Raw genomic sequence first — 24,662 nt, 5'->3', positions numbered from 1 at the left:
CTAGGAGCTTAGAGATGGGTACGTTAAGTGCGTGAGCTATAGCTTCTAGCTTTTCGATGGAAGGCATGTTTATATTGCGTTCATACAGTGAAATCATCGCTTTTGAATTTTTCCGCGCGCTTACATATCTTTTTGAGTTTTTCACGCATACCCATAAGTGCGTTGTATGCTTCTTCTGCTTCTGCGTAGTTAAGCACTATGCAGCGACTTTTACGTCTTTCTTCAAGGGTTTCTTGTACCAGCGCGTTAAGTTCTTCATCGGTCATTCTAGCTCCTTATGCTGCTTTTATACGGTTATCTTCATGCTTTGTGGTGATGTGTACGCAATCACTTAAAAGCCTACTTACGATGGCTTGTGATACCGTCATATCACGGCTACAAGCAAGATGGACGATTAAGTCACGAGGGTTGTAATTGCTTGTTGTTATGGTAGGTAAGCAGCGCGCGTACCTATCATCTACGAGGTCAAACAAACGCTCTAAGCTCCAAGGAGTACTTGCTTGCTTGCCAAGATCATCAAGCACCAGTACCCCACAGGTGCGATACGGTGCAAGCGCGTCTGTACCTGCGTTAAAGCTGCGCTTTATCTCATCGAAAAGCGACACACAGCGCGCAAACTGAACATTCCGAACAAGGTTTTTGGCTAAAAGCTCACGCGCCACAGCACACGCCAGGTGCGTTTTACCCGAACCGACTGCGCCTGAGATGAACACGTTTTTGCCTTGCTTTAACGCTTGTGCAAGTTCTGTCGCTTGAGGGTGAGTTGCTGCTTGAAAGCGTACACCAACACCTGCACGCTCCAAGCGGCGACAAAGGTCGGCTTCTGCGTCTTGCATGCGTGCTTGACGGCTTGCGACAGCTTGGGCAGCACAAGCGCGAAGAGCTTGGTCACACTCACACGGCTCATAACCTGCAAAAACGCATTTTCCAAGGAGCGTTGCAGTTCGCTTTACGAGCTTTTTTCCGCAATACTTGCAGGTAGATGGATTAGTTGTAGATTGCGAGTTGGGCGTATACATCGTGACCTACCTTCCTTTCAAAATCATTTGCATAGAGGTCTTCACCTGCGGATTTTGCTGATTTTTGAGCGTTTATATCCCATGTCCTACACGCTGCCTTCCAGGATTTCATCGGATTTTTGCCTACGCGCCAGCCAACCGAATCGTAGTAGGTGCAAAATCGCTCTGGATCAACGCTTAGGTGCTCCTCTGAAACATACGTTCGTACTTCGTCGACACTTGGCTTTGCGAATTTTTCTTTTTTTAGAATATTTTTTTCTTTATCTATTGCTTTGCTATGTATTGCAATGCTATGCATTGCTTTGGTTCGTGTACTTTCGGGTGCACCGTTCGCAGAATTTGCGTGAACGGGTTCATTTAAGGTTGTATGTTCCGTTCGCGCGTTTTGTTTGAACGCGCTCGCGGTTTTTTCTTGAACGGGCGCGACCTCGTGTTCTTTATCCGTTCGACTCTCAAGAGGGATATCGTTCGTAGTATCTTCGTGAGCGCGTTCATCAGTAGTAGCGGTATCCGCTTGTGGGGGAGTGCTTAGCGCGTTCACTTCTTGAGGGGTTTCTGGTTCGGGATTGATTTTTTGAGTCGTTCGAGGAGATGGTACGCATTCGTTCGTTACTATTTCAGAGTTTTGTTTATAGGATTTGCGCGAACGCCTAGACTCACCGCTTTTCATGCCTTTCTCTGTCATGCTCCGAGAGAACTCAACATCATCACGCAACGCTTCAAATGCAAGCTGTGCTTGGAAGGGTAAACCTTGAGGTTCTTCACCAAGTGAGCCGTATTTTGCAAGAGCGACCGCGAGCACGCCTGCTTCGGTAGGGGGTAGCATTGAGATCACTCGTGTGTACTTATCAAGCCACGTAAATTTCATCAAAGTACCTTTCTAGTAAACCATTATGCTATATGGATACCACTCACAAGCATGAGCTTGATAAGCAAGCCAACTCATGGTGGCAACTGTATCGTCTTTATCACATTCGCACGCTATAAACCGCGCTGGGTGAAATTTGCACGCTGGCACTTTCATCGTCACGTAAGCCGCGCGTATATCGGTTAAGGTGGGAAGCATACTCTCTTTCCAAGCTTTTTCAGCTTGTCGCGCTTGTAGATTACTTGCGCGTACCTTTATACAGATTGATTTCATGATTATCCTTTCTCAAATCTCGTTCGCTGCTAAAGCACGTATGCGTGTGTGGAAGCATCTATAACTGTCATGATTTATCTCCTTTCAAGAATCGAGGATCAGTACAACATGAATTTATGTACTCAATGAGCAGCTGCTTGGTAAATTTAGGTGAATGAGATGTAGGCAAGTTGATATACGGCAGCGGATTGATTTTTCGGTGCATGAGATCACGAAGCGAGTGCTCAGCAATACCCAAAAAATACGCTGCTTGGCGCGTTGTCATTAAGTATGCGTCCGCGCGTGATTCTGCGCGCTCAAATGCAGGTTCAGACATAAGTATTCGCTCCTTGCATGTGCATTTAGTGAATATATAAAACTATTTATATTCTTTGTCAAAAAAAGAGAGTGGCACATTGAGTACATCAGCGAGTCGGTGGCGATAGATTTCTGAAGGGTACGTTTTACCTTTTTCCCAATTAAAAAGCGTCACTTCAGTAACGTAAATCATCTGTGCAAGCTGTCTACGAGTTAAGTTATGTTCCAACCTTAAGTGTTTTAATTGTTCCATATTATCTCCTATCGTTATAAACATTCTAATACACGACTAAACAATTATCAATATTTTTCTTATAATTCTTATATAAAGCTGTAGACATGAAGGAATAGATATGTACGATGGAAAAAATCTTAAAAGAGCAAGAAAAAGAGCTGGCATAACCATGGACGAGTTGGCAGAGCAAGCTGGAGTAACGCAAGCTCAGATCTCATTTTACGAACGCAATATAAACATGCCTTCCATCGAAAAGCTAGAAGCTTTAGCTCACGCGCTTAATGTTCCCGTCTCAAAGCTCCTAGATGAAGACGTAACACTTTATCAACCCTATACTAATCTCAAGAAGGAAGAACAAGACTTACTCCATTACTACCGTCTTGTAGATGTTACAGCAAAGACAATGATTATGAATGTAGCGCGTACCGCGTGGGAAGCGCAAATTAAGATTGTGCAAACTACATATCGGGCAGGTCATACCGCTTAGACGCTTTCGCAAGAAATAGCAAGATTTACAACGCTTAGAATTACTGGTTAAATTGCCAATTAATTATAATTATTATTATTAGTAGTAAACCTTTCTATAGGAGTGATTGATATGACCATTGGTAAACGATTACGTAAAATACGCGTTGAACAGGGGTTGACTACAGTTGAGCTTGGAATGCGAGCAAATATCTCTCAAGGAATGATTTCACGTATTGAAAACGATCGCGCTAATCCAACTATTGATAAGGTTGTGTCACTAGCTCGCGCGCTCAACATTCCCATCTCAAAGCTCCTAGATGATGACGTAACGCCTTATCAAGCTCATACCAATCTAAAGAAGGAAGAACAGGACTTGCTTCACTACTACCGTCTTGTAGACACATCTGAAAAGGCAATGATTATAAATGTAGCGCGCGTCACGTATGAAGCACGTATTAACATTGTGCAAACTACATCTCACGCAAGACATACCGCTTAGACGCTTTCGTAAGAAATAGAACGAGATAAAGGTGAGATCAGAACATGAGCATAACCAAAACTGATGCTAAAATGCGCGTATGCTGTCTTTGAAGCAAAGACCCGCATGGTGATAGCAGTTGAACGAATAGCATGAGCTTGTTCAAGCTTGTGCAGCTGCCATATTGCTTCACATTGCAAGGATTCTGTATCAGAGTGCGTGGTCTTAATCTGAATAATTTTCATGACGACTCTTTAAAAGCTGGTTATTATCTCATTCGCGGCAAGGATATATGTGGAAGCATCTGTAACTGTCGTTTAGGATCGGTACAGCATGAATTTATGTACTCAATGAGCAGCTGCTTGTTGAACTGCTTTTTAAGCTCATACAAGTGGCTCATTGTTGCTTCTTTCAGTCCCTTAATATTTTAATAAACTAAGGTAATAATTTCCTTATAATAATTCTAGAAAGTTGTTTACTCATAAGGAGCAAAAAATGTATAGAGGCGACAATATATATCGTGAAAGAGAAAAGCAGGGTATGTCCGCTGAAGCTTTATCTCTTAAAGCTGGCTTATCTAAAGCGATGATTTCACTGTATGAACGCAATATAAACATGCCTTCCATCGAAAAGCTAGAAGCTATAGCTCACGCACTTAACGTACCCATCTCTAAGCTCCTAGATGAGGACGTAACGCCTTATCAATCATGTACTAATCTAAAGAAAGAAGAACAAGACTTGCTTCACTACTTCCGTCTTGTAGACACATCTGAAAAGGCAATGATTATAAATGTAGCACGCGTCACGTATGAAGCACATATTAACGGTCATACCGCTTAGACGCTTTCGTAAGAAATAGCAAGATTTACAACGCTTAGAATTACTGGTTAAATTGCCAATTAATTATAATTATTATTAGTAGTAAACCTTTCTATAGGGGTGAAGCAATGAAAATTGGGGACAGAATTTACCAGGAACGAGAAAAGCAAAATATGTCTGCGCGCGAGCTGTCTAAAAAAGCAGGACTCTCGAATGCGATGATTTCTCTCTATGAGCGCAATGTTAACGTTCCTTCAATCAAAAAGCTGAAAGCTATAGCTCACGCGCTTAACGTTCCCATCTCAAAGCTCCTAGATGAGGACGTAACACTTTATCAACCCTATACTAATCTAAAGAAAGAAGAACAAGACTTACTCCATTACTTCCGTCTTGTAGATGTTACAGCAAAGACAATGATTATGAATGTAGCGCGTACCGCGTATGAAAAGCACGTATTAACATTGTGCAAGCTACATCTCGGGCAGCTCATACCGCTTAATCGTTTGCGTAAGAAATAACAATGAGATAAAGGTGAGATCAGAACATGAGCATAACAAAAACCGATGCTAAAACGTGGCGCGTTCGCGTAGAAATAGGACGTAATGCTGATGGTAAGCGCGTGCGTAAAACTGGTACATTCTCTACGAAAAGGGAAGCAACAGACGCGGAAACCTTATGGAAAGAGCAAGCAAGAACTAACGTTATAGTTCGTGATAAAATTATTCTCGCTGATTTGATAAGCGAATGGTATCTACCAGAAGCAGAAAAACGTGTAAGGTACACAACACTTAGACGTTATAATATTGATATTAACAAAAGGATATTGCCTTCATTAGGAAATCGTAATATTGATACGATTGGGCATGATGAGATACAACACATGCTTGATAATTGTAAAACATATAAAACGGCTAAGACTACACGAGACACCCTAAGACAAATACTTAATTTTGCTAAATTAAAGGGCTTTTTGTCCGCCAATCCTGCAGAAGGCTCTTTTGCGTATCCCCCTGAAAAGATAAGGGAATTTTCAACAGAAGGCTGGATTACTACATTTGCAGCACAAGACGCGTTTATCAATCAAGTAGATAATAGATTATTTAGAACTATGTGTGTTGTAGGTTTAGGATTTGGTTTGCGAATGGACGAGATATTTGGACTAAATTGGAGCGATATTGACTTTAACAAAAGTCTTATACACATACGACAAGCATATATTAAAGCACCACAAGGCTGGAAACTTGACACCCCTAAAACAAAAAAGAGTGTACGTGCAATACCTATGAGACAATTTATTTATGACGAATTGCAAGAGCTACGGAAAGCTTCACCAAGTGTTGATGATTCAGTATGCTGCAATGAAGAGGGGTTTAGAGCTAACCCATCTAAAACATCAGTCCGCTGGAGAAAATACGTTAAAAGAAAAGGCATACAAGCACTGTACATTGGCAATATGCGCCACTCGTTTGCTACTGCGTGTTTGAATGCTGGTGTTGATGTAACAAAGGTTTCAAAGCTTCTAGGTCATACCAACATTCAAACAACAGTAAACCACTACTTGCGATTTAAGGCAGAAGACCTAGTAGATGAGTTCAAAAACCTGTAGAAATCTCTGTCCCATATCTGTCCCCAGATAATAATTCAGAGTAGATAACACCTGATAAACGGTTTGTAACACTTAGATGTTCCAACTCTAAAAACACATTTGATATTTCTTTATTACCGCAGGTAAAATGTGGTATTTAATAAGAAAACAAATGGTGGGCGATGCGGGATTTGAACCCACGACCCCTTCCGTGTGAAGGAAGTGCTCTACCCCTGAGCCAATCGCCCTCGTAGCTTTAACAATGGTAACAAATTGTGGTGAGCTTCGCAAAGAATAATAGAAATCTGTACTGTAAATTCATAGACTTATTTATCTAGGCTATAATAGAGGATAGTATTAATTCGTAAAGGATATCGTTTATGAAGGCCGGTTTAGACAATCAACAGATTTCGTCCTATTTGAAGGATAAAGCTTCGCACTCAGCGCACGCTATAAAAGCACAAGCTCATACTACAAAAGAGCACGCAAAGTCTACCGTTAAAAACTATATGGTTGCCGAAGATTCCACCGCACCAGTTGGAACGTCATCTAACCCCTCATATCAAATTTATACGGTAGCTAATGCTATAACCTTTTGTAGACTTATCCTTACCTTTATTTTTTTAGTTCTCTTTATTTCTCGCACCAACAGAATTCTTGCATTCATGTGTTATATGGTTGCTGCTGTCACCGATTTTTTAGACGGACAAGTTGCGCGTAGAACCCAAACGGTAAGTTGGTTGGGTAAAATCATGGATCCCATTATGGATAGAGTGCTACTTGCAACTGGCGTCTTAGGCCTTGTAATAACAGGGGAAATTCCAGTTTGGATAGCATTTTTTGTGATTTTAAGAGATACCATTATGGCCTGTGGTGCGCTTATCCTGCAGCGTTACCAGCGCCGACCACTTGACGTAATTTACATCGGTAAAATTGCTACTGCGTGTTTAATGTTTGGGTTTTGCGATGCGCTCTTTGGTTTGCCATACGTTCACGGACTTGGACTTTATAACCTAGAATTTTTGCCAGGAATTGACGCTCAAAGTGTACCGTTGGGCATGTTCTTTATCTATGTTGGTATTGTTTTTTCTTCTGTAGCAGCAATAACTTACATAATGCAAGGTCTAAAAATTATGAGAAGTAAACGTTAAGGATACAATATGACCCATCATGGAATTCTTTATGACGAACACGTGGTATTAGGCGCAACTTTTAGCTTCGATAAGGCGGGTGGTGAGCATGTTATGTCCTATCCGCAGCAATCTCCTGATACAGTAGAAAGCAAAGATCTTGCAGATCACGAGTGCTGTATAGCAGATATGTCTGGCGTCTTTTATCGTGTAATTTCTGGCGTGGATGCTCAAGCATACGTAAGCATGCTGAGCGCAACGGATCATGCTGGAATAGGGGATACACGCCTATCTTGTGTTTTATCGGGTGACGGTAGTGTTATTTCATACCCTTATATAGCGCATAGTGGTGATAATGAATACGTCATTCTTGACACCAGTGCACGCTCACAAACGCTTGGCATGTGGATGGATTTTGTACAGCATATAAAACAAGATACCTATGAGCCATTTGCCAATGTACATATAGAAACTTATGACGAAAAACTTGTGCCAATTGCACTTTATGGAAACGGCGTAAACCAACTTTTGCTTGATTATATACCGCAAGATAGTGCAATTTTTGAGAATCACCGAGTTGATGTTATCTCGCTAGACGCTCATATAACATGTTTATGTCTTCACCCGAGCCAATCTTGGTATTTGTTGTTTGTACCAGCAAAGTATGCTCGTCTTATGTGGAGAAGTTTTCTATCTTTTTTGTATGTAAAGCCTCAACCATATCAACATGCATGTGATTATCTTTGCGCAGGCTTACCAGATGAGCTTAATGTTAACAGTAACGATAAACTATCCCTTACGTATAGGGTTCTAAAGAACTATAATCTAGTACGTTCTGATACGTCCTATATTGGAGCACGTGAGTTACAAACCACTAAAGGCTCGGGGGTAAACAATGAAGTATGCTATTAGCTCGGCAGATGTCAGTCAAAGCAAAGGTTTTTATTCTCAAGCCACTACTGCAGGTCGTCTTATCTTTATATCGGGGCAAACAGGAATTGATAAAGATCAAGACCACGCGTTCTCTTATATAAACCAACACTCAACTAACACTCAAGTATCTTTGAGCGTAGCTGAACAAACAGAGAATATCATTGCAATCTTTATGAAGCTTTTAGATGAAGTAAATTGTACGCTTTCAGATATAGCTCAATTAACTATTTTTGTTACTTCACTTGACTATCTACCAGAAATTGACGCTGTTTTGCAGAAGTATTTCGACATACCTGCGCCCGCGCGCAACGTTGCGCATGTTTGTTCTTTACCCGATAATGCTTGTGTTGAAATTGGCTGTATTGCTTGTAGATAACTCTAGTCAAAAGGCCTCATTTAGCTGTATGATAGTAAAGAAGATCTTTTGAAAGGGATATTATGCAACAAAAACCAAATACAACATCAAGCGCAGGCACAACACAAATTTTTCGCATGCCAACAACTGATGTTACGTCACCACATATGTTTGATAACAAAGTACCTGCATATCCTACGCTTGCAATTGTTAAGGGACCTCAAACAGGTATGGTTTTTGAGTTAAATTCGCAATTCATTACAATAGGTCGAGATCCTTCAAATAGCGTCTTTCTTAACGATATGACTGTTTCAAGAAAGCACGCGTGCATAGACTTCACGTCTTTAAATCAGGGCTACGCTACTATTGAAGATCTTAATTCGCTTAATGGGACATGGATCGACGGAGCCATTGTAAATAAAGCTTTTCTTAAAGATGGTTCTACCATTCAAATTGGTACGTTTCGTATGATTTTCCATACCAATAAACCTGCTAGCTTGTCTAACCCTGCTGGTGTCAGGTAGGCTTTGTTATGTCAGATACAGCTTGTCTTACCATTGGAAAAGTAGTCGCTCACCTTAAAGATCGCTATCCCGATATTAGTATCTCTAAAATACGTTATCTTGAAAACGAAGGGCTCCTTGATCCTGCGCGTACCAAAACGGGTTATCGAGTTTATTCAAGTTATGATATAAAGCGATTAGAAGACATACTTTATTTGCAGAAGCACAAATTTATGCCACTTTCGGTTATAAAAGAGAAATTGCAACGTACGCAGGAATTGCAAGCTCGTGGTACTGATGTGGCTGTTTTGGAAGATGAACAAATATTAACGCCGTCTCACAGATTATATCCCTTAGATAGAATTCCCCAAGTAATAGGCGTCTCTATTAGCTTTACACGTCAGCTGGTTGATGCAGGGCTTATACATTTTAAACGTTCACCTCATGGTAGAGACTTGGTTGATAGTAGAGACTTTGATCTTATTAAAACATGCGATGAACTAACTCATTACAGTATAGGCCCTAAAAACTTACGGCAATATGTCATTGCTGCTAACCGCGAGTCCGCTTTATTTGAGCATGCACTTGTTATCTTTGCAACTAAGGCTGGTGGGGTAGATGTCCAGCAGACAAAACAAAATCGTGAACGCTTTGATAAAGTGTTTAATAAAATTTTGTCACTTACAGGGTCTATCCGAAACCAACTGATACGAAAAGCAATACAGCAAACATTTAATACTAAGAGCGATAATCAAGGATAGAGCATACTGTGCTCTGTTGATTGCTTCATTATGAAAGGACAAATATGTCTGCATTTGATTTTGAGTCACTTATTTATAACATCAACGATTATCCCGAGCCAGGAGTTGTTTTCAAAGACATTACACCTTTAATTGGAAATCCCGAAGGTTTTGCAGCTGCGGTTGATGCCATTGCTGACCACTTTGCAGATAAATACATTACTAAGGTGATCGGTGCAGAGGCACGTGGATTTTTATTGGGAGCACCTGTTGCGTATAAGCTTCATACAGGCTTTGTTCCCGCTCGTAAACCTGGAAAATTACCGCGAGAAGTGCTTCGCGAGGCCTATGACCTTGAATATGGTTCCAACGAGCTTGAAATTCATAAAGATGCACTTACAAAAGACGATCGTGTCCTGATTGTGGATGACCTCGTTGCAACAGGAGGTACCGCAGTCGCAACAGCTCATCTCATAGAGAAAACTGGTGCCCAGATTGTAGGTTTTGCTTTCTTGCTTGAGCTTGCATTCTTAAATCCACGCTCAATTATTAAGCATGAGTTCAATCAAGAAATGTTTACGTTAGTACAGGTAAAATAAGACATTTTCATGAAGCCTCTCAAGCTTTAGAATGTGGATTTACCTCGATATACTTGACTTGTAACACGTCAAACAGTATCCTTTTACTATCTATACGCTCAATAAACGAACTCTAACTGTGAAGTCCGTATATGTGGAAGGTTTTAACATGCTACTAACTACCAAGAATGCCAAGCTTGGTTATAAAGCTGTAACTGCCGGCCTTGTTTGTGCCTTAACTGTCACCTCATCGTTTCCTATAACTGTTGCGTATGCTGCGCAACCTGCAGAAATACAAGCTGCATCTGATAAAATTGACTCGCTTGCCGCAGATCTTAAAGATTGTCAGAAGAGTTTTGATGAAAACGAAGGACAGCTTCAGCAAACTGCTACCGATATTGTTAATAAAGAACAAGAGATAACCGAAACCACACAGAAGCTCGATGCTGCAAAAGAGATGCTTAGTAAACGCGTTCGCAGTAGCTATAAATCTGGTGTTTCATCGGTACTTGAACTGCTTATGGGATCTACAAATATGCAAGATCTTATAAGCCGTATCCACTATATGGATTCGGTTTCCCAAGAAGATGCACGTACTATAGATAATGTGCGTGATTTATCACGCGAGCTCAGTAATCAGAAGGCTGCGCTTGAAACAAAGCAAACGGAAGAGCAAGCTCAAGGCAAAAAACTTCAAGCTCAAATTGATGAGATTCAATCAAAGCTCAAAGAAGCGCAAACCTATTACAACAGTTTAAGCGCTGAAGCACAGGCGGCTATTCAAAAACAGGCAGAAAACACTGATTCACAAGCTGCATTTGTGATGGGTGCTCTTCAAGAGAATTCAAATAACACCCAATCTGCTTCTGCTAATTCGGCCTCTCAAAGTGATAACCAAAGGAGCGGTGGTAGTACGAGTAGTTCTTCATCTACTCCTTCGACTCCGCGCTCACATTCATACAGTAATGCGGGCGGCCCTGTTGCTAATGCATACCAATTATTGGGACAGGGCTACCGTTATATTTGGGGTAGTAGTGATCCATCTAATGGCGGTTTTGACTGTTCTGGATTTACACAATACATATTCCGTCTTGCTGGGTATCCTATAAGCCGAACCACATGGACGCAAAGTGACGAAATCAAAGCAAAGGGCAACTGGAAGACAAGTACTTCTCAACTGGTTGCCGGAGATCTTGTATTTTTCGACAATTGTAATCATGTTGGTATCTATGTTGGTGGGGATCAATTTATTCATTCAAGCTGCTCAAGAGGCCCTGTGTGTGTTTCACTATCTGGATATCTTAGCTATAGTAGTTTTTACGGTGGCGGATCTATCTTATAAAACAATCGTTCATTATGTCAAAGTCTTCTATACTGTATGAACTTAATAAACAATTTTCAAGGCGTTTACAAATTGACCTTGTTGTTGAAGGAGTTATAGTTGGTCTTTTAGCCGGACTGACTATAACTCTTTACCGTATTACCCTTGATAAAGCCGAAGAATTTGTAATGTGGCTGCATAATTATATGCGCGAGATGCCATTAGCTATAATCCTTTGGCTTGTCATTGCGGTATGTTTAGGCTGTGTGGTATGTTTCTTAACCCGTTGCGAACCGCATTCTAAAGGGTCTGGCATTCCACATGTTGATGCAGAAATAAAAGGCGAGCTATCTATGAAGTGGTGGCGCGTGTTACCTTTTAAATTTTTAGAGGGGAGTATGTGCTCGCTTGCAGGTATGTCACTTGGCCGAGAAGGACCAAGTGTACAGCTTGGAGCCGTTGTTGGTAAGGCAGTTTCTAAACTCTTTAAGCGTCGTCGCATTGAAAAACGTCTTCTTATTACTTGTGGTGCAGCTGCAGGTATGGCTGCAGCTTTTCATGCACCACTGACTGGCACATTATTTGCGCTCGAAGAAATTCATAAGGAGTTTAAGCCAGCACTCTTGATAGCTGCTATGATTTCAAGTATTGCATCAGACTTTGTGGTGTCTCAAATTCTTGGTGTTCAGCCTGTCTTAGCTTTTCACTTTATTAAAAATATTAATCATGCATATTATGCGTATATCTTGCTTTTAGGCGTTTTTTGTGGACTTTTGGGAGCAGCGCATAATGCTGGAATGTTTTTTATTCAAGAAACGTTTTATGCAAAGCTTGAGAAATTTCATGCGTATTTACCACTTATTTTTGCAAGTTGTATTTCGTCTATAGCTATTTACTTTGCTCCAGCGTTGTGCTGTGGTGGGGATAAAATTTTTGAATATCTATCTCGTGCACAAAATCTAGCGCTTCCTGCAATTATTGCATTACTGATTGGTAAATATTTCTTCACCACATTTTGTTTTGCTTCCGGTGCACCGGGAGGTACCTTGTTTCCTCTTTGTGCAATGGGTGCTCTTACAGGTTGCCTTTTTGGGGCTTTTGCATATACGTATCTAGGACTTCCTCAAGTCTATATTATTAATTTTGTTGTACTGGGTGTTGCAGGATTATTTGCGTCAGTTGTGCGCGCTCCTGTTACGGCAGTTATTCTTGCCTTTGAGCTTACTGGTAGTTTTAATGCACTTTTAGCAGTATCAATTGTATCTATTGTGTCGTATATCTGTGCAAATATGTGTAAGGTTGATCCATTTTATGAGCATTTAACCATGCGTCTGATACAAAATATTTCTACCGAGCAAACACATGCTATTCAGAGAATGATGCACGTAGATTCACATAAAGAACTAATTGCTAAAAAGCTCCCACATAAAAAAGAGTTGGTGTTTCAAGCGCTTCATGTGGGCGTTAATTCAAGTGTTGAGCATAAATGTCTTGCAGAGATTAAATTTCCTCAGGACATGCGCATTATAACAATCAATCGAGAAGGAATGACCATTTTGCCGACAGGTGATACAAAACTGGTCGCTGGTGATGAGTTGTTATGTTCGTTTATAACCCAAACAGAATTAACAACAAAACCTAAGGTTCAAAAATTACTAGACAGTCACTTTATCGATGGTGCATAGGTTTTATCTGCGCTCTATGGCTCAAGAAATAAAAGAGGAAGAGAAGCTATCCCTCTCAACCTCTGTTGTTTAATTACTTTACATAAGATATATTATCATGTTTTAGTATTAAATTAGCTTAAGACGTTAGTACTAAGCTTTACATGTACAGTTTATACCTTGATTGAACTAACAAACGCTTAAACAAATGATAAAACTTATGCTTTGGCTTTTTATGAATTTGTCTTAGCCGCGCGTTTAAGTTTTCTAATATAACTTGCAGCACTTGTTGCAGCAACCGCGCCATCTGAAGCCGCTGTAATCAGTTGTCGCAAAACTTTATCGCGAACATCGCCCGCGGCATATAAGCCTTCGGTGCGCGTCTGCATATGATCATCAGTTTTAATGAACCCATTTTTATCGGTATCTACAAACTGACCTACGAGCTGATTCATAGGTTTCCTACCTGCAAATACAAATACACCAATACCATGAGGCTCACAGGTAATGGTTTCAGTTGAGCGAGTTTTAGTGTTTTCTAATGTGATAGATGTAAAACCTTCGTCAGACTCCCCTGCAAGTTCCTTAATTCGTGTATTGTATACAATCTCCATTTTTGGATTTTCTTGAACTTGACGGATTACGCCGTCTTGTGCACGCAATACATCTCGTCTTACCAAAAGTGTTACCTTCTTTGCAAAACGCGCAAGAAAAAGGCCTTCCTCACATGCTGCGTTACCTCCACCAACTACATACACAGGTTTATCACGGTAAAACATAGCGTCACAGGTAGCGCAATACGAAACACCGTGACCAGTATAGCGGCTTTCACCTTTAAACTCGGCTTCTTTTGCAGTAGCGCCACAGGCTATGAGCACGGCTTTAGTCTTAAAAGAGTGACGGGACGTATGCACCAAGAAGTACGACAGCCCCTGTTCGTCTTCAAAGCGTTTTAGAGAATCAACACGTTCCATACAGAGCGGAACATCCATATCTTTTACTTGTTTGTGCATAATTTCTGACAATTCATAACCGTTGATATGAGGAACGCCTAAATAATTATCAATTTTATCAGTAACGATCATTTGTCCGCCCAGCGCTTCTTGTTCAAGAATTACGATATCTAAAAGCGCACGCTGGGCATATAATGCAGCAGACAAACCTGCAGGGCCGCCTCCGATAATAACCAAATCTTTTAACGTGGGTTGCTCAGTTTGTTCTGTTGTAGTTGTATTCATGCCTTCTCCTCATGTATGCAATTAAATTACTGCAGTATACATACCCATATATCACTTGATGTATCAGACAAGCGTAAGTCTTATACAAACACATGAAAATAAGAACGCATGATTTTAAGGGCATTACATCTATAAATAATGCTGCTCAAATAACGAAAAACTCCAGCGTAGGTATCCAATGTTTATACATACGCTGGAGTTTATGAAACGGCATAAATAAGAAAGCTAAATTCAGTTTGCAATGATCATATGGAGTTGTTATGGCTCATTGAATGCATTTTTTCATTTATGCTTTGTCTTTTGTATGGCGCGGTAGAACAGCATTTAACACAATACCAATTAAGGTAGATGTGGCCATTCCTGGTAAGGTATAGCCTCCCAGTGGAATGTTAATTTGTGCTGTTTCCATACCAACACCTAAAATAATGACAACTGAGGCAATCATAAGGTTACGGTTATCGTCAAAATCAACCTTATTGGTAACAAACATACGCAGACCATTGGAAGCAATTAAACCAAAGAGCAATAAGCTTACGCCTCCCATAACTGGTACAGGGATTGTTCCAATAAATGCAGCAACTTTTGGACAAAAACCACCAACGATAAGCGCAAATCCTGCAGCATACCAAAAAACTTGAGTTGCAAAAACATGCGTAACGCTCATTACGCCAATGTTTTCTGCGTATGTTGTTGTTGGAGGGCCTCCTAAGAAACCTGAGATACAGGTTGAAATTCCGTCACCTGCCAAGGATTGAGGAAGCATTGCTCTATAGTCTTTGCCCACAATTTCGCCAACAGCAAGCAAGTGACCAATGTGCTCGATAACTACCACAATTGCAACAGGAGCTATCAACACAATAGCGTGTGGGTCAAAATGAGGCATTTGAATAGGCGGAAGCCCAATCCATGGTGCATCAACTACGGGTTGGAAATTAATAAGCCCTGCACATGCTGACGCAACATATCCTACAAGAATTGCTAAAAGAACAGGAAGCGTACCAATGATTCCTTTTTGTCCAGAAAAAATTACAGCTGCTAAAAGCGTAATTCCAGCAATACAAGCACTTACAGCCGCAAATTTGGAATCAGGTCCTAGCAGCGCCATACGCGCAGCCGCTGCAGAGAGTCCAACACCAATAACAACCATAACTGATGCAACCAATACAGGTGGAAGTAAGGTGTTAAGCCAGTTGGTACCAGCAATTTTAATAATTCCCGCAACTGCCAAGAACACACAACCCGCTACAACTACACCCGATAAAGCCGTATGCAAACTTCCCGTAGCTGCAGTAGCAACAATAATTGGGCTGATGAATGCAAACGAACTACCCAAATAACTAGGTATTTTGTTACGAGTGACCAAAAGGTACACAATAGTACCAATACCTGAACACATGATAGCCAGGTTAGGATCAAGACCGGTAAGTACTGGAACCAAAACGGTAGCACCAAACATACTCATCATATGTTGAATTCCTAAAGGAATAGCGCGTGCCACAGATACATGGTCATCTACGCCGATGATTTTTGCATCGTCTGCTGTACTCATAACACTCCTTTCTTCAGATATATGCGCATGCTCTACTTTTGGAGAACACGCGCATATTACCGTACAAACTTAAGCTTTACCGACATTTAGCCGATAAAGTTAAAAACAACTTTTAAAGCAGGAAGAAATATACGACAAACATAATTCCTGCAACCCACATAAGAGGTTTAATCTTTTTAACATTGCCCGTAATGAGAGCAACAATGATGTAGGAGATAAAACCAAATCCGATACCATCAGAAATTGAGAAGGTTAAAGGAATACCGATAATGGTTGCAAATGCTGGGAAGCTTTCTGACAGATCGCTCCAGTTAATTTCAACGGTATCGCTGATCATAAGATAACCAACCAAAACCAAGGCACCACAGGTAGAAGCAGCACTTACAACCGAAATAATAGGTGCAAAGAGGGCTGCTAAAATGAAGAGAACTCCTGTTACAATTGCAGAGAGACCAGTGCGTCCACCATCGGCTGCGCCAGATGCAGATTCAACAAATGTAGTAATTGAGGATGCACCAAAAAGACCACCAAGTGCTGCAGCTGCAGAGTCAACGGTTAAAATCTCGCTGATATTCTCTACGGTACCGTCTTCGTTAATGAAGTCTCCGGCTTTAGCGACAGCAGTTGCTGTACCCATAGTATCAAAGAAGTCAGACATAAGAAGAGAAAATGCGCATACAAGACAAACAGGATTGATAAGCGCTTTAACAATTCCCATGGTCCCCTCTTCGTCAACCATAAAAGGAGCACCAAAGGTAGAGAAATCAAGCGGTGCAATAAAGCCCGTAGGAAGCGAAGTAACGCCTAGTGGAATACCTGCAATTACCGCAAGAGCAATACCAATTAACAAAGCACCTTTAACTTTGAGGGCATAGCATGCAAGTGTTACTGCAACAGAAATAACACCAACGATGAAAACAGGATCGGTAATCTTGTTAAGCGTAACAAAAGTAGCAGGGCTCGGAACAATAACACCACCGTTTTTAAGACCGATGAATGCAATAAAGATTCCAAGACCCACAGAGATTGCATGGCGCAATGAAACAGGGATTGCGTCCATGATAGCTTCGCGCAGACCACAGAACACTAACAGAAGGATGACAATACCCTCGATGAACACGATTGCCATAGATGTATGCCAATCGTTGTTAGTTATAAGAGGCAAGGTAAACGCAACAATAGCGTCAAGACCTAAGCCTGTTGCAAGCGCAACAGGACGATTTGAAATGAGTCCCATAAGAATGGTTACAATACCTGAACCAATGCAGGTTGCTGTAATAGCAGCGTTTAAAGGAATACCAGCATGTACCAAAATTGCAGGATTAACTGCAATAATATATGCCATCGCTAAAAACGTAGTAAGACCGGCTCTACATTCCTGTGAAACAGAAGATCCTCTCTCACTTGCCTTAAAAAATGTTTCCATCTCCATCCTTTCTGAATTCCTATAGAAACATAAAAAAACCGATAGTGAAAACACTACCGGTTAATTACCACTGGAACCAAAACCGTTATCGCCACGGTCGGTAGAAGAAAGCTCAGCTGTTTCAACAAGCTCTACAACAGGAACTTTTTGAATAACCAGTTGGGCAATTCGATCCCCTTTTGAGATATGAATATCGTTATGAGGATCTAAATTGACGACACTCACAAACAATTCTCCGCGATAGTGAGCATCGATAAGGCCTGGTGTATTAGGCATAGAAAGACCACATTTATATGCTAAACCACTTCGTGGCTGTACAAAACCAGCGTAACCATCTGGAATTGCGATAGCTAAGCCAGTTGGAACCAAGAAGCGTTCAAAAGGCTTAAGAACAAGGTCAATATAGGAACACAAATCAAGACCTGCATCACCTGAATATGCATATCGAGGAAGCATTACATCTTCATGCAGGCGTTTTATAGGAAGTTGGATGGTATCAGATGAAGGGCTATTCATTCGATAAACTCCTTAACTCTTCGCTGAATTCTTCGACATCTTTAAAATCTCTATATACCGACGCAAAACGCACGTAAGCAACTTTATCTATATCAATAAGTTTTTGAAGAACGCGCATACCAATTTCCTGTGAAGTGATTTCTGTTTTTCCGTTATCACGTAGCTCAGTTTCTATGGAATCAATGAGCTGATTGATGCGATTAAGATCAATGGAACGTTTAATAGTTGCTGCTACAAGACCACGACGCAACTTTTCATGACTGAAAGGTTCTTTGGTGCCATCTTTCTTAATAACAAGAATGGGCATTTCCTCACGTCGTTCATAGGTTGTAAAACGTGTTTGGCAACCTATACATTCGCGACGACGACGAATGGCGTCGTTTCCTTCAGAGGAACGGGAGTCTACAACTTTAGATACATCACATCCACATTTTGGGCAGTGCATACAACTCCTAACGATTAAAACTCCGATATCAATGTAACATAATAACGGTTTATCACCTACAGAGGTAATCATTTTGACTCTAAGCGTAAACATTCTCGAAACAATTCATGAAAGTGTATGTTCTTGTGTATGGATTTAGACATTATTGCATGTACAGAGAATAGTATGGGCAAGCCAATGCATAAATTAGTTGGATAATTGCATGGGTATATATATCCGCTGACCTTCGTGTAAACGAAAACCTTCTATATTATTGTATGAAATGATCCAAGATTCAATTGCCGAGCGCTCAAAGCATTTAAGGTTAGATTCATTAACCAATGAATCGATGCTTTCTCCTTTTTGAACAATTGTTTCCGAGGGAATACTTGCTTTGAGAAGCGTGGAATCATGGGTCAATCGATAGTTGCTACATAAGGAATTGAGAAGAAAACCTGTAAGAAATACAAAAGAAAATAGAATCGTTAAACTCAAAGATAATGGTTGTGCCTTAATACGTTCAAGGTCGTGAAAGTTTTTCTCTGTTAAATCTGTCGTGTACATGCTCATCTTTTGTCCTTTCTTTTTTCTTAACTTATATATACACGAGGAGACGGACATTAATTAGAATCGCAGGTAGGAAAGCTATTACGTAAAATGACTTATTGGATATAAGTGAGGAAAAGCTTGTAATCAGTAGGGAAAAAATATTTTATAAGAATTAAGAACATATGTTTGTAATTTATAAATGTTCATGATATACTGAATTAACTACTAAAAGAGGAGCGTGTCCTATGAGAAAGCTTGGAAAACGACAAGAACAAATTTATTCCTATCTGTGTTCCTATGTTTCAGAGCATGGCTATCCGCCTTCAGTGCGAGAAATCGGAGAAGCTGTTGGATTAGCGTCTCCCTCTACCGTACATATGCATCTGCACGCCCTGCAGGATCTTGGTTACATCCATAGGGATCCTAAAAAACCACGTGCACTTGTACTTCCCAAGCTCGTACAAGACGAAGGCGAACAACACCGTGTTGAAAAAGACAATGTTGAGTTTAATGTAACTATTCTTCCTGTTGTTGGCCGTGTGGCTGCAGGTGTACCTATTCTTGCAGAACAAAATATCGAAGACCATCTTGCGGTTCCTACTTCTATAAGTTCAGATTCAAGTTCCTTTATCCTTAAAGTTCAAGGCGAGTCTATGATTAACGCTGGCATTTTTGACGGAGATTATGTTGTGGTAAAAGAACAGCATGATGCACGTAACGGCGAAATCGTCATCGCGATGATTGATAATGAATGCACGGTAAAGCGTTTCTTCAAAGAAAGCAGCTATATTCGTTTACAACCAGAAAACGATACAATGAAGCCTATTATTGCTAAACATCCAACAATTATTGGTAAGGTAACAGGTTTGTTCAGAGCGGTTGTTTCATAAAGGCGCGCGCGTGCATGGGTCTCAACGCATAGAAGCTTTTGATGTAATACGAGGTTTTTCACTTGTATCTATGATTGCTTTTCATGCGTGTTATGACCTGGTATCGCTGTATGGTGTATCGCTTACCTGGTTTGTTTTTCCCTATATTGATTTATGGCGCAACAGCATTGCATGGGTGTTTATTTTTCTTGCAGGTATGATGTGCTCATACTCAATGCATAAGGTCAAACGCTGTGTTGTCTATCTTGTATGTGCTTTCTTGATTTATGTAGTTACAACTTTAGTGGCTGTGGATATTCCTATCAATTTCGGCATAATTTTTTGTTTAGGTATGTCAACAACTGTTGTTACGCTTGTATCATACATGCTTTTACGTGTTGCTAAAACAGCTGCATTCGTAAAACTGAGCGCAGTTGTGCCTTCGTTGATGGTCAAAGTAGGTACGTTGATTTTGCTTTGTGTTATGCTTGGCCTCTTTGGAATCACGTATCATATACCGCACGGATATATAAGCTTCTTTCAGTACACGTGGCGTTTACCTGCATGTCTATATTCCTCATACGTTACAGCAGCATTTGGGTTTGCTCCGAGCTATTTTCAATCAGGTGATTACTACCCCATTTTTCCGTATCTGTTCTTGTATAGTAGCGGTGCTTTAGCAGGATGGTTAAGCAAGCCGTATGTGATGACATTACAAACGGCGCGTTCGCGCAAAGAGTCAGTTACGCTTACTCATGGCTCCTCGGGTGCGTTACTTGTTTACGGTTTAACATTTATTAAAAATCTTCTTGCTTTCATGGGAAGACACTCGTTACAAATATATGTGCTTCATCAACCGCTTTTATGTGTCCTTATATTTTTATGTATGAGTATGCGAGTATAAAAACTTACAATTCAAAAGGTTTAAGTCGCTCCACAAGCTTATGAGGAACATATACACAAAGCTGAGTACCTTGTTCGTCATACGTTTCACGCACTACTCTACCATACGTATGAATTAAAGGAATAAACGAAGAATCCTTGTACGCAACGTGTAAAACCATATATGTCTCTTGGCTCATAAGTTTCTGAGAAATCATTTGTAATAGTGCTTCTATCCCCTGTCCTGTTTCGGCAGAGATATAAGCGACATTAGTGGGGTCTATTGAATTGAATAATGCAAGCTCTTTGGACTGCGTGTGGACACTACATGAATTTGAAGGAGTGAGATTCTCTACACATGGAGACGCTTCATGCCCGGTTGCGTAAACATAAGAGTTAGATGCAATACGATCGATTTTATTAGCCACTATAAGATATGGGATTGTGCCTGCGCCAATGTCGTTGAGAATAGAGAGAACCACATTCATTTCTTTTTCTGCATGGGCGGATGAAACATCTACAACACACAGCAGGAGATCGGCTGAAACAACATCAAGCAAGGTAGATTTAAATGCATCTATGAGTTCAGTGGGTAATTTTTGTATAAAACCTACCGTATCGCTCAGTACTGCACGACGAGTGTCAGGAAGGGTAATCGAACGTGTTGTTGAGTCTAAAGTTGCAAATAATTCATCTTTTACGTAGGTTGAGGAATGACTTATACGGTTGAGCAAGGTAGACTTGCCTGCATTCGTGTACCCTACGAGTGCAATTTTATACAAAGGTGAAGATGATCGAATATTACGTTGAACCTTGCGTTGCGTCTCTAAAGCTGCAAGCTGCTGTTTAACGTGGGCTATTTTTTCGCGCGAAAGACGTCTATCGATTTCGAGCTGACTTTCTCCTTGGCCAAACCGTGATCCTATACCACCACGGGTTTGTTCGCCTAACAGATGACTCCACATCCCTTTAAGGCGAGGAAGCATATATTGCATATGTGCAAGCTTAACTTGAAGTTTGCCTTCCTTAGTAGTGGCATGAGCTGCAAAAATATCTAAGATAAGCGAACAGCGATCAATAACTTGAAACGATTTTCCAACAGCATGGCAAATGTTACTTTGTTGAGACGGGCTCAGTTCATCATCAAAGATAATAAAATCGACCATTAATGATTGTGCCATATGTTTAAGCTCGAGTAATTTTCCTGAACCAATATAGGTTGAATGAACAGGTGCAACGAGCTTTTGGACAAGCTTACCAACAGTTGTAATGTTAAGTGTTTCTGCCAAATGTGAAAGTTCTGATAAACTTTCTTGCGTCGTAAAATCACAGGCAGGTGACGGTGTTTCAACTGCAACAACAATTGCACGCGAACTGTTTTCATGTGGATTATAAAATGAAAATCGAGCCATATAGTCTTCTTAGCTTATATCGTTAATAATTTTTTGACACATATCATCTAAAGATTGCGTTGTACAATTGAGCCACTCAACGCGTGGATCCCGGGAGAACCACGAGATTTGACGCTTTGCATAATGACGCGTACGGCGTTTTATCAGGTCGACAGCCATTTCAAGTGAATATGTTCCGTCTAAATACGACAAAATCTCTTGATAGCCTATTGCCTGCGATGCCGTTTTGCTATGCTGGAGTCCGCGTGCTTTGAGACGAACCACTTCATCAACAAGACCTTGTTCAATCATAGCGTCAACTCGCTTTTCAATACGGCTATACAGCTTTTCACGAGGCCAAGAAAGTCCATATATACGTGCCGTATAGAATGGCTGCAAACGCTGTAATCCCTTTACATGTTCGGCGTAGGAAATACCATCATCAAGCATTTCAAGTGCACGAATAACACGACGAACATTATGAGGATGAATGAGTGCAGCAGAAGCTGGGTCGCGTTTGCATAACAACTTAAAAACAAAATCTGAACCCTCAACCTCAACGAGAGATTCATAGTAGTGTCTTTGAGGATTTTCAAAAGAGCCTTGAGGAAAGTGCATATCATCTATAACTGAATTGAGATACAGACCTGTTCCTCCACACAATATAACCTGTTTATGATTTGCACGAAGCGATTCCACGCACGCGCGTGCCTCAAGTTGAAAACGTTGAACTGAATATGTTTCTTCAAGTTCGGCACAATCCACCATATCAAGTTTAGCTTTGCGCTCTTCTGGCGGCAGTTTGGCAACGCCGATATTCATACCCTTATAAATTTGTAATGCATCAACAGAGATAACATGGGTAGTAAAATTAAGCGCAAGCATATCGGCCAGTGATGATTTGCCTGAGGCAGTTGGGCCAACAATGGCAATAACGGGAGATGCCATCGATCATCACCTAGGCTGACCTGTGAGTTTACCGCGCAAATACCACGTTTTTGCTTCTTCGACATAGACATCGCACATTTTGCCAATATAGTCTTGAGCTGACGCGCCTTTGGGAAGCGAGAAAAGAACAGTTTGGTTTTTTGGACTATGTCCAACCAAAACGTGGGAATCCTTTTTTGATGTACCTTCGACAAGCGAGGTAACTAAGGTATGCAGTTCCTTTTGATTTGCTTTATAAGCAAGTTCTTCAATAAGATCTGTTAAGCGATTAAAACGTTCTTGAATAACCTCATGTGGTGTTGTATCTTCTATGTTTGCGGCAGGTGTTCCAGGACGTTTTGAATAGATAAATGTAAACGCAGAGCTGTATTCAACTTCACGTACAAGTGATAAGGTCTCTTTGAAGTCTTCCTCGGTTTCTCCTGGAAAACCAACGATAATATCTGTTGAAAGAGCAATATCGGGCATAGCACGCTTGAGGTGGTCAATAACCTCTAAATACTTCTCACGGGTATAGCTTCGGTGCATAGCTTTAAGTATTCGAGTTGATCCACTTTGAACTGCTAAGTGAAGTTGTGGCATAACAGCAGGCGTTTCTGCCATGGCTGCGATCGTTTCGTCAGAAAGATCCTTAGGATTAGAAGACGTAAAGCGAATACGCTCGATGCCCACCTCCCCCACTTTTCTTAAAAGCTCTGCAAAACAAGGTTTTTTGTAAAGATCTCTACCATAGGAATTAACATTTTGTCCAAGAAGCGTTACTTCACGAACTCCATCATCTTTAAGACGACGAACTTCATCAACAACGCGTTCAAGAACACGACTACGCTCCCGTCCACGTACATATGGCACAATACAGAATGTACAGAAATTATTGCAGCCGGTCATAATAGGTACCCACGCATGAAAGCTTTGGTCACGTTTTGAAGGTAGATCAGTTGAAAATCCGCGATTTTTCTCGATAGTGTCTACAAATACTTCGTCATCATTGCTTTCAAAGGCTTCGCATAATAGCTCAGGCACGCTTGCAAGTGCAGAGGTACCAAAGACAACATCAACATTTGGAACATGTTCACGTAACTTGGCACCGTCGCGCTGGGCGATGCAACCTCCAACGGCAATTACACGTTTACCGCACGGCGAAGGTGGAAGCGTTACCAAATTAGAAACTGCGCCATACAGATGTGTATCTGCTTTTTCTCTAACTGAGCAGGTCATAAAAATTACGATATCAGCTTCTTCAAACGTAGCGACTTCATTTGCTCCGCAATCGTCCAGAAGACCAGCAACACGCTCTGAGTCATGAAGGTTCATCTGGCAACCAAAGGTTTTTATAAGATACGTTTTCCCTACTAATTTGCTTGCTCTAGCCACAAAATTCCTTTCCATTGAAGCTTTGAAGACTCGATATATTTATTTGTAACATAAGGTGATAGTAACAATCGCCGAGGGACTAAAATTTTGCTTAAAATATATTGCTCGGCTATAAGGCGCGTCAATACTTGATTGTTAAAGTGTAGTATTTTGTGATATATGGTGCACCAAAACGGCAATTTTTATAGCGGTGCGGTCGTGACCTTCTATGTTAATATCTGCAAAGGTTG

Annotated in this window: 30 protein-coding genes and 1 tRNA gene; 15 read left to right on the top strand and 16 right to left on the bottom strand. The window is 40.8% G+C overall.

The window, feature by feature from the left end; all coding sequences use genetic code 11:
• The 6 genes from AC5GD6_RS04870 to AC5GD6_RS04845 form a co-directional block, all read right to left on the bottom strand.
• The coding region (locus tag AC5GD6_RS04870) for a hypothetical protein (RefSeq protein ID WP_491846362.1) at positions 1–67 on the bottom strand (67 nt) is incomplete at its 3' end.
• 13 nt (positions 68–80) lie between these two features.
• On the bottom strand, positions 81–266 hold the full coding sequence (locus AC5GD6_RS04865) for a hypothetical protein (RefSeq protein WP_491846361.1): 186 nt from the start codon (positions 264–266) through the stop codon (positions 81–83).
• Between the two features lie 9 nt (positions 267–275).
• Positions 276–1,019: an ATP-binding protein gene (locus AC5GD6_RS04860; protein ID WP_491846360.1), complete on the bottom strand. Its 744-nt coding sequence runs from the start codon at positions 1,017–1,019 to the stop codon at positions 276–278.
• On the bottom strand, positions 988–1,887 hold the full coding sequence (locus tag AC5GD6_RS04855; RefSeq protein WP_491846359.1) for a hypothetical protein: 900 nt from the start codon (positions 1,885–1,887) through the stop codon (positions 988–990). The genes AC5GD6_RS04860 and AC5GD6_RS04855 overlap by 32 nt, the downstream gene beginning before the upstream one ends.
• A 340-nt stretch (positions 1,888–2,227) precedes the next feature.
• A complete protein-coding gene (locus AC5GD6_RS04850) occupies positions 2,228–2,476 on the bottom strand; it encodes a hypothetical protein (protein WP_048596716.1) in 249 nt (82 codons plus the stop codon).
• A gap of 42 nt (positions 2,477–2,518) precedes the next feature.
• Complete coding sequence (locus tag AC5GD6_RS04845; RefSeq protein WP_464360376.1) at positions 2,519–2,710, bottom strand: helix-turn-helix transcriptional regulator; 192 nt, start codon at positions 2,708–2,710, stop codon at positions 2,519–2,521.
• A gap of 100 nt (positions 2,711–2,810) precedes the next feature.
• Here AC5GD6_RS04845 and AC5GD6_RS04840 point away from each other — a divergent pair, with 100 nt between their 5' ends.
• Both AC5GD6_RS04840 and AC5GD6_RS04835 read left to right on the top strand, forming a co-directional pair.
• Entirely contained in the window at positions 2,811–3,179 is a 369-nt protein-coding gene (locus AC5GD6_RS04840; protein ID WP_491846358.1) for a helix-turn-helix domain-containing protein, read from the top strand.
• A 111-nt stretch (positions 3,180–3,290) separates the two neighbouring features.
• Positions 3,291–3,659, top strand: a complete 369-nt coding sequence (locus tag AC5GD6_RS04835; RefSeq protein ID WP_491846357.1) for a helix-turn-helix domain-containing protein — start codon at positions 3,291–3,293, stop codon at positions 3,657–3,659.
• Here the strand turns inward: AC5GD6_RS04835 and AC5GD6_RS04830 are convergent.
• Complete coding sequence (locus AC5GD6_RS04830) at positions 3,656–3,883, bottom strand: hypothetical protein (RefSeq protein WP_491846356.1); 228 nt, start codon at positions 3,881–3,883, stop codon at positions 3,656–3,658. The two genes, AC5GD6_RS04835 and AC5GD6_RS04830, sit on opposite strands and share 4 nt — an antisense overlap.
• A gap of 250 nt (positions 3,884–4,133) precedes the next feature.
• Here AC5GD6_RS04830 and AC5GD6_RS04825 point away from each other — a divergent pair, with 250 nt between their 5' ends.
• The 3 genes from AC5GD6_RS04825 to AC5GD6_RS04815 all read left to right on the top strand — a co-directional run bounded on the left by AC5GD6_RS04825 (position 4,134) and on the right by AC5GD6_RS04815 (position 6,063).
• The gene (locus AC5GD6_RS04825; protein WP_491846355.1) at positions 4,134–4,478 is read left to right on the top strand and encodes a helix-turn-helix domain-containing protein; all 345 of its coding nucleotides are present in this window, start codon (positions 4,134–4,136) and stop codon (positions 4,476–4,478) included.
• Between the two features lie 107 nt (positions 4,479–4,585).
• Positions 4,586–4,975, top strand: a complete 390-nt coding sequence (locus tag AC5GD6_RS04820) for a helix-turn-helix domain-containing protein (RefSeq protein ID WP_491846354.1) — start codon at positions 4,586–4,588, stop codon at positions 4,973–4,975.
• A 26-nt stretch (positions 4,976–5,001) separates the two neighbouring features.
• Positions 5,002–6,063, top strand: coding sequence for a tyrosine-type recombinase/integrase (locus AC5GD6_RS04815; RefSeq protein WP_416436571.1), 1,062 nt, complete (start codon positions 5,002–5,004; stop codon positions 6,061–6,063).
• 152 nt (positions 6,064–6,215) lie between these two features.
• Here the strand turns inward: AC5GD6_RS04815 and AC5GD6_RS04810 are convergent.
• Positions 6,216–6,290 (bottom strand) — tRNA-Val (locus tag AC5GD6_RS04810).
• 132 nt (positions 6,291–6,422) lie between these two features.
• Between AC5GD6_RS04810 and AC5GD6_RS04805 the strand changes: the two genes are divergently transcribed.
• The 8 genes from AC5GD6_RS04805 (at position 6,423) to AC5GD6_RS04770 (ending at position 13,287) form a co-directional block, all read left to right on the top strand.
• The gene (locus AC5GD6_RS04805) at positions 6,423–7,193 is read left to right on the top strand and encodes a CDP-alcohol phosphatidyltransferase family protein (RefSeq protein WP_491846353.1); all 771 of its coding nucleotides are present in this window, start codon (positions 6,423–6,425) and stop codon (positions 7,191–7,193) included.
• A gap of 9 nt (positions 7,194–7,202) precedes the next feature.
• Complete coding sequence (locus AC5GD6_RS04800; RefSeq protein ID WP_491846352.1) at positions 7,203–8,084, top strand: glycine cleavage system protein T; 882 nt, start codon at positions 7,203–7,205, stop codon at positions 8,082–8,084.
• Entirely contained in the window at positions 8,068–8,481 is a 414-nt protein-coding gene (locus AC5GD6_RS04795) for a RidA family protein (RefSeq protein WP_061102500.1), read from the top strand. Before AC5GD6_RS04800 ends, AC5GD6_RS04795 begins: the two co-directional genes overlap by 17 nt.
• 62 nt (positions 8,482–8,543) lie before the next feature.
• Positions 8,544–8,984, top strand: a complete 441-nt coding sequence (locus tag AC5GD6_RS04790; protein ID WP_006302924.1) for an FHA domain-containing protein — start codon at positions 8,544–8,546, stop codon at positions 8,982–8,984.
• 8 nt (positions 8,985–8,992) lie between these two features.
• Positions 8,993–9,724 (top strand): transcriptional regulator FtsR, encoded by a 732-nt coding sequence (ftsR, locus tag AC5GD6_RS04785; protein WP_464361079.1) that lies wholly within the window; start codon positions 8,993–8,995, stop codon positions 9,722–9,724.
• A 44-nt stretch (positions 9,725–9,768) separates the two neighbouring features.
• Positions 9,769–10,302: an adenine phosphoribosyltransferase gene (locus AC5GD6_RS04780; RefSeq protein ID WP_491846351.1), complete on the top strand. Its 534-nt coding sequence runs from the start codon at positions 9,769–9,771 to the stop codon at positions 10,300–10,302.
• Positions 10,303–10,450: 148 nt separating this feature from the next.
• Complete coding sequence (locus AC5GD6_RS04775) at positions 10,451–11,623, top strand: C40 family peptidase (RefSeq protein WP_311444100.1); 1,173 nt, start codon at positions 10,451–10,453, stop codon at positions 11,621–11,623.
• Between the two features lie 14 nt (positions 11,624–11,637).
• Positions 11,638–13,287: a ClC family H(+)/Cl(-) exchange transporter gene (locus AC5GD6_RS04770; RefSeq protein WP_311439385.1), complete on the top strand. Its 1,650-nt coding sequence runs from the start codon at positions 11,638–11,640 to the stop codon at positions 13,285–13,287.
• Positions 13,288–13,499: 212 nt separating this feature from the next.
• Here the strand turns inward: AC5GD6_RS04770 and AC5GD6_RS04765 are convergent, their stop codons facing one another.
• From AC5GD6_RS04765 to nrdR, 5 genes are all read right to left on the bottom strand, one after another.
• Positions 13,500–14,504: an NAD(P)/FAD-dependent oxidoreductase gene (locus AC5GD6_RS04765; protein ID WP_303870332.1), complete on the bottom strand. Its 1,005-nt coding sequence runs from the start codon at positions 14,502–14,504 to the stop codon at positions 13,500–13,502.
• A 286-nt stretch (positions 14,505–14,790) separates the two neighbouring features.
• Positions 14,791–16,053: a uracil-xanthine permease family protein gene (locus AC5GD6_RS04760; RefSeq protein WP_048596725.1), complete on the bottom strand. Its 1,263-nt coding sequence runs from the start codon at positions 16,051–16,053 to the stop codon at positions 14,791–14,793.
• 112 nt (positions 16,054–16,165) lie between these two features.
• Positions 16,166–17,479, bottom strand: coding sequence for an NCS2 family permease (locus tag AC5GD6_RS04755; protein ID WP_491846350.1), 1,314 nt, complete (start codon positions 17,477–17,479; stop codon positions 16,166–16,168).
• Between the two features lie 60 nt (positions 17,480–17,539).
• Entirely contained in the window at positions 17,540–17,995 is a 456-nt protein-coding gene (gene dut, locus AC5GD6_RS04750) for a dUTP diphosphatase (RefSeq protein ID WP_311444104.1), read from the bottom strand.
• Positions 17,988–18,440: a transcriptional regulator NrdR gene (gene nrdR / locus AC5GD6_RS04745; RefSeq protein ID WP_006302915.1), complete on the bottom strand. Its 453-nt coding sequence runs from the start codon at positions 18,438–18,440 to the stop codon at positions 17,988–17,990. Before nrdR ends, dut begins: the two co-directional genes overlap by 8 nt.
• Positions 18,441–19,213: 773 nt before the next feature.
• Here nrdR and lexA point away from each other — a divergent pair.
• Together lexA and AC5GD6_RS04735 are read left to right on the top strand one after the other, a co-directional pair.
• Positions 19,214–19,858, top strand: a complete 645-nt coding sequence (lexA, locus tag AC5GD6_RS04740; RefSeq protein ID WP_061102490.1) for a transcriptional repressor LexA — start codon at positions 19,214–19,216, stop codon at positions 19,856–19,858.
• A 10-nt stretch (positions 19,859–19,868) separates the two neighbouring features.
• Positions 19,869–20,741 carry a heparan-alpha-glucosaminide N-acetyltransferase domain-containing protein gene (locus AC5GD6_RS04735; RefSeq protein WP_082734835.1) on the top strand — a complete coding sequence of 291 codons (873 nt, stop codon included), beginning with the start codon at positions 19,869–19,871 and terminating at the stop codon, positions 20,739–20,741.
• 4 nt (positions 20,742–20,745) lie between these two features.
• On the opposite strand, the gene hflX is transcribed toward AC5GD6_RS04735, so the two are convergent.
• The 3 genes from hflX to miaB are packed head-to-tail and all read right to left on the bottom strand — an operon-like array spanning position 20,746 to position 24,447.
• On the bottom strand, positions 20,746–22,131 hold the full coding sequence (hflX, locus tag AC5GD6_RS04730; RefSeq protein WP_491846349.1) for a GTPase HflX: 1,386 nt from the start codon (positions 22,129–22,131) through the stop codon (positions 20,746–20,748).
• A gap of 9 nt (positions 22,132–22,140) precedes the next feature.
• Complete coding sequence (gene miaA / locus AC5GD6_RS04725) at positions 22,141–23,058, bottom strand: tRNA (adenosine(37)-N6)-dimethylallyltransferase MiaA (RefSeq protein ID WP_353584816.1); 918 nt, start codon at positions 23,056–23,058, stop codon at positions 22,141–22,143.
• 6 nt (positions 23,059–23,064) lie between these two features.
• On the bottom strand, positions 23,065–24,447 hold the full coding sequence (miaB, locus tag AC5GD6_RS04720; protein WP_434783241.1) for a tRNA (N6-isopentenyl adenosine(37)-C2)-methylthiotransferase MiaB: 1,383 nt from the start codon (positions 24,445–24,447) through the stop codon (positions 23,065–23,067).
• Positions 24,448–24,662: the final 215 nt, after the last annotated feature.

Source organism: Fannyhessea sp. (assembly GCF_986145555.1).
Note: the sequence above shows the minus strand (reverse complement) of the source record. Positions and strands in the feature narration are given on the sequence as shown.

Bases quoted from the DNA above. Each gene is read 5' to 3' on its own strand.
- AC5GD6_RS04770 (WP_311439385.1), top strand. From the start codon at position 11,638: ATGTCAAAGTCTTCTATACTGTATGAACTTAATAAACAATTTTCAAGG.
- AC5GD6_RS04845 (WP_464360376.1), bottom strand. From the start codon at position 2,710: ATGGAACAATTAAAACACTTAAGGTTGGAACATAACTTAACTCGTAGA.
- miaB (WP_434783241.1), bottom strand. From the start codon at position 24,447: ATGGAAAGGAATTTTGTGGCTAGAGCAAGCAAATTAGTAGGGAAAACG.
- AC5GD6_RS04865 (WP_491846361.1), bottom strand. From the start codon at position 266: ATGACCGATGAAGAACTTAACGCGCTGGTACAAGAAACCCTTGAAGAA.
- nrdR (WP_006302915.1), bottom strand. From the start codon at position 18,440: ATGCACTGCCCAAAATGTGGATGTGATGTATCTAAAGTTGTAGACTCC.
- ftsR (WP_464361079.1), top strand. From the start codon at position 8,993: ATGTCAGATACAGCTTGTCTTACCATTGGAAAAGTAGTCGCTCACCTT.
- miaA (WP_353584816.1), bottom strand. From the start codon at position 23,058: ATGGCATCTCCCGTTATTGCCATTGTTGGCCCAACTGCCTCAGGCAAA.
- AC5GD6_RS04800 (WP_491846352.1), top strand. From the start codon at position 7,203: ATGACCCATCATGGAATTCTTTATGACGAACACGTGGTATTAGGCGCA.
- AC5GD6_RS04850 (WP_048596716.1), bottom strand. From the start codon at position 2,476: ATGTCTGAACCTGCATTTGAGCGCGCAGAATCACGCGCGGACGCATAC.
- AC5GD6_RS04840 (WP_491846358.1), top strand. From the start codon at position 2,811: ATGTACGATGGAAAAAATCTTAAAAGAGCAAGAAAAAGAGCTGGCATA.
- AC5GD6_RS04815 (WP_416436571.1), top strand. From the start codon at position 5,002: ATGAGCATAACAAAAACCGATGCTAAAACGTGGCGCGTTCGCGTAGAA.
- AC5GD6_RS04830 (WP_491846356.1), bottom strand. From the start codon at position 3,883: ATGAAAATTATTCAGATTAAGACCACGCACTCTGATACAGAATCCTTG.
- AC5GD6_RS04760 (WP_048596725.1), bottom strand. From the start codon at position 16,053: ATGAGTACAGCAGACGATGCAAAAATCATCGGCGTAGATGACCATGTA.
- AC5GD6_RS04820 (WP_491846354.1), top strand. From the start codon at position 4,586: ATGAAAATTGGGGACAGAATTTACCAGGAACGAGAAAAGCAAAATATG.
- AC5GD6_RS04790 (WP_006302924.1), top strand. From the start codon at position 8,544: ATGCAACAAAAACCAAATACAACATCAAGCGCAGGCACAACACAAATT.
- AC5GD6_RS04795 (WP_061102500.1), top strand. From the start codon at position 8,068: ATGAAGTATGCTATTAGCTCGGCAGATGTCAGTCAAAGCAAAGGTTTT.
- AC5GD6_RS04805 (WP_491846353.1), top strand. From the start codon at position 6,423: ATGAAGGCCGGTTTAGACAATCAACAGATTTCGTCCTATTTGAAGGAT.
- AC5GD6_RS04780 (WP_491846351.1), top strand. From the start codon at position 9,769: ATGTCTGCATTTGATTTTGAGTCACTTATTTATAACATCAACGATTAT.
- lexA (WP_061102490.1), top strand. From the start codon at position 19,214: ATGAGAAAGCTTGGAAAACGACAAGAACAAATTTATTCCTATCTGTGT.
- AC5GD6_RS04855 (WP_491846359.1), bottom strand. From the start codon at position 1,887: ATGAAATTTACGTGGCTTGATAAGTACACACGAGTGATCTCAATGCTA.
- AC5GD6_RS04765 (WP_303870332.1), bottom strand. From the start codon at position 14,504: ATGAATACAACTACAACAGAACAAACTGAGCAACCCACGTTAAAAGAT.
- dut (WP_311444104.1), bottom strand. From the start codon at position 17,995: ATGAATAGCCCTTCATCTGATACCATCCAACTTCCTATAAAACGCCTG.
- AC5GD6_RS04825 (WP_491846355.1), top strand. From the start codon at position 4,134: ATGTATAGAGGCGACAATATATATCGTGAAAGAGAAAAGCAGGGTATG.
- AC5GD6_RS04835 (WP_491846357.1), top strand. From the start codon at position 3,291: ATGACCATTGGTAAACGATTACGTAAAATACGCGTTGAACAGGGGTTG.
- AC5GD6_RS04755 (WP_491846350.1), bottom strand. From the start codon at position 17,479: ATGGAAACATTTTTTAAGGCAAGTGAGAGAGGATCTTCTGTTTCACAG.
- AC5GD6_RS04860 (WP_491846360.1), bottom strand. From the start codon at position 1,019: ATGTATACGCCCAACTCGCAATCTACAACTAATCCATCTACCTGCAAG.
- AC5GD6_RS04775 (WP_311444100.1), top strand. From the start codon at position 10,451: ATGCTACTAACTACCAAGAATGCCAAGCTTGGTTATAAAGCTGTAACT.
- hflX (WP_491846349.1), bottom strand. From the start codon at position 22,131: ATGGCTCGATTTTCATTTTATAATCCACATGAAAACAGTTCGCGTGCA.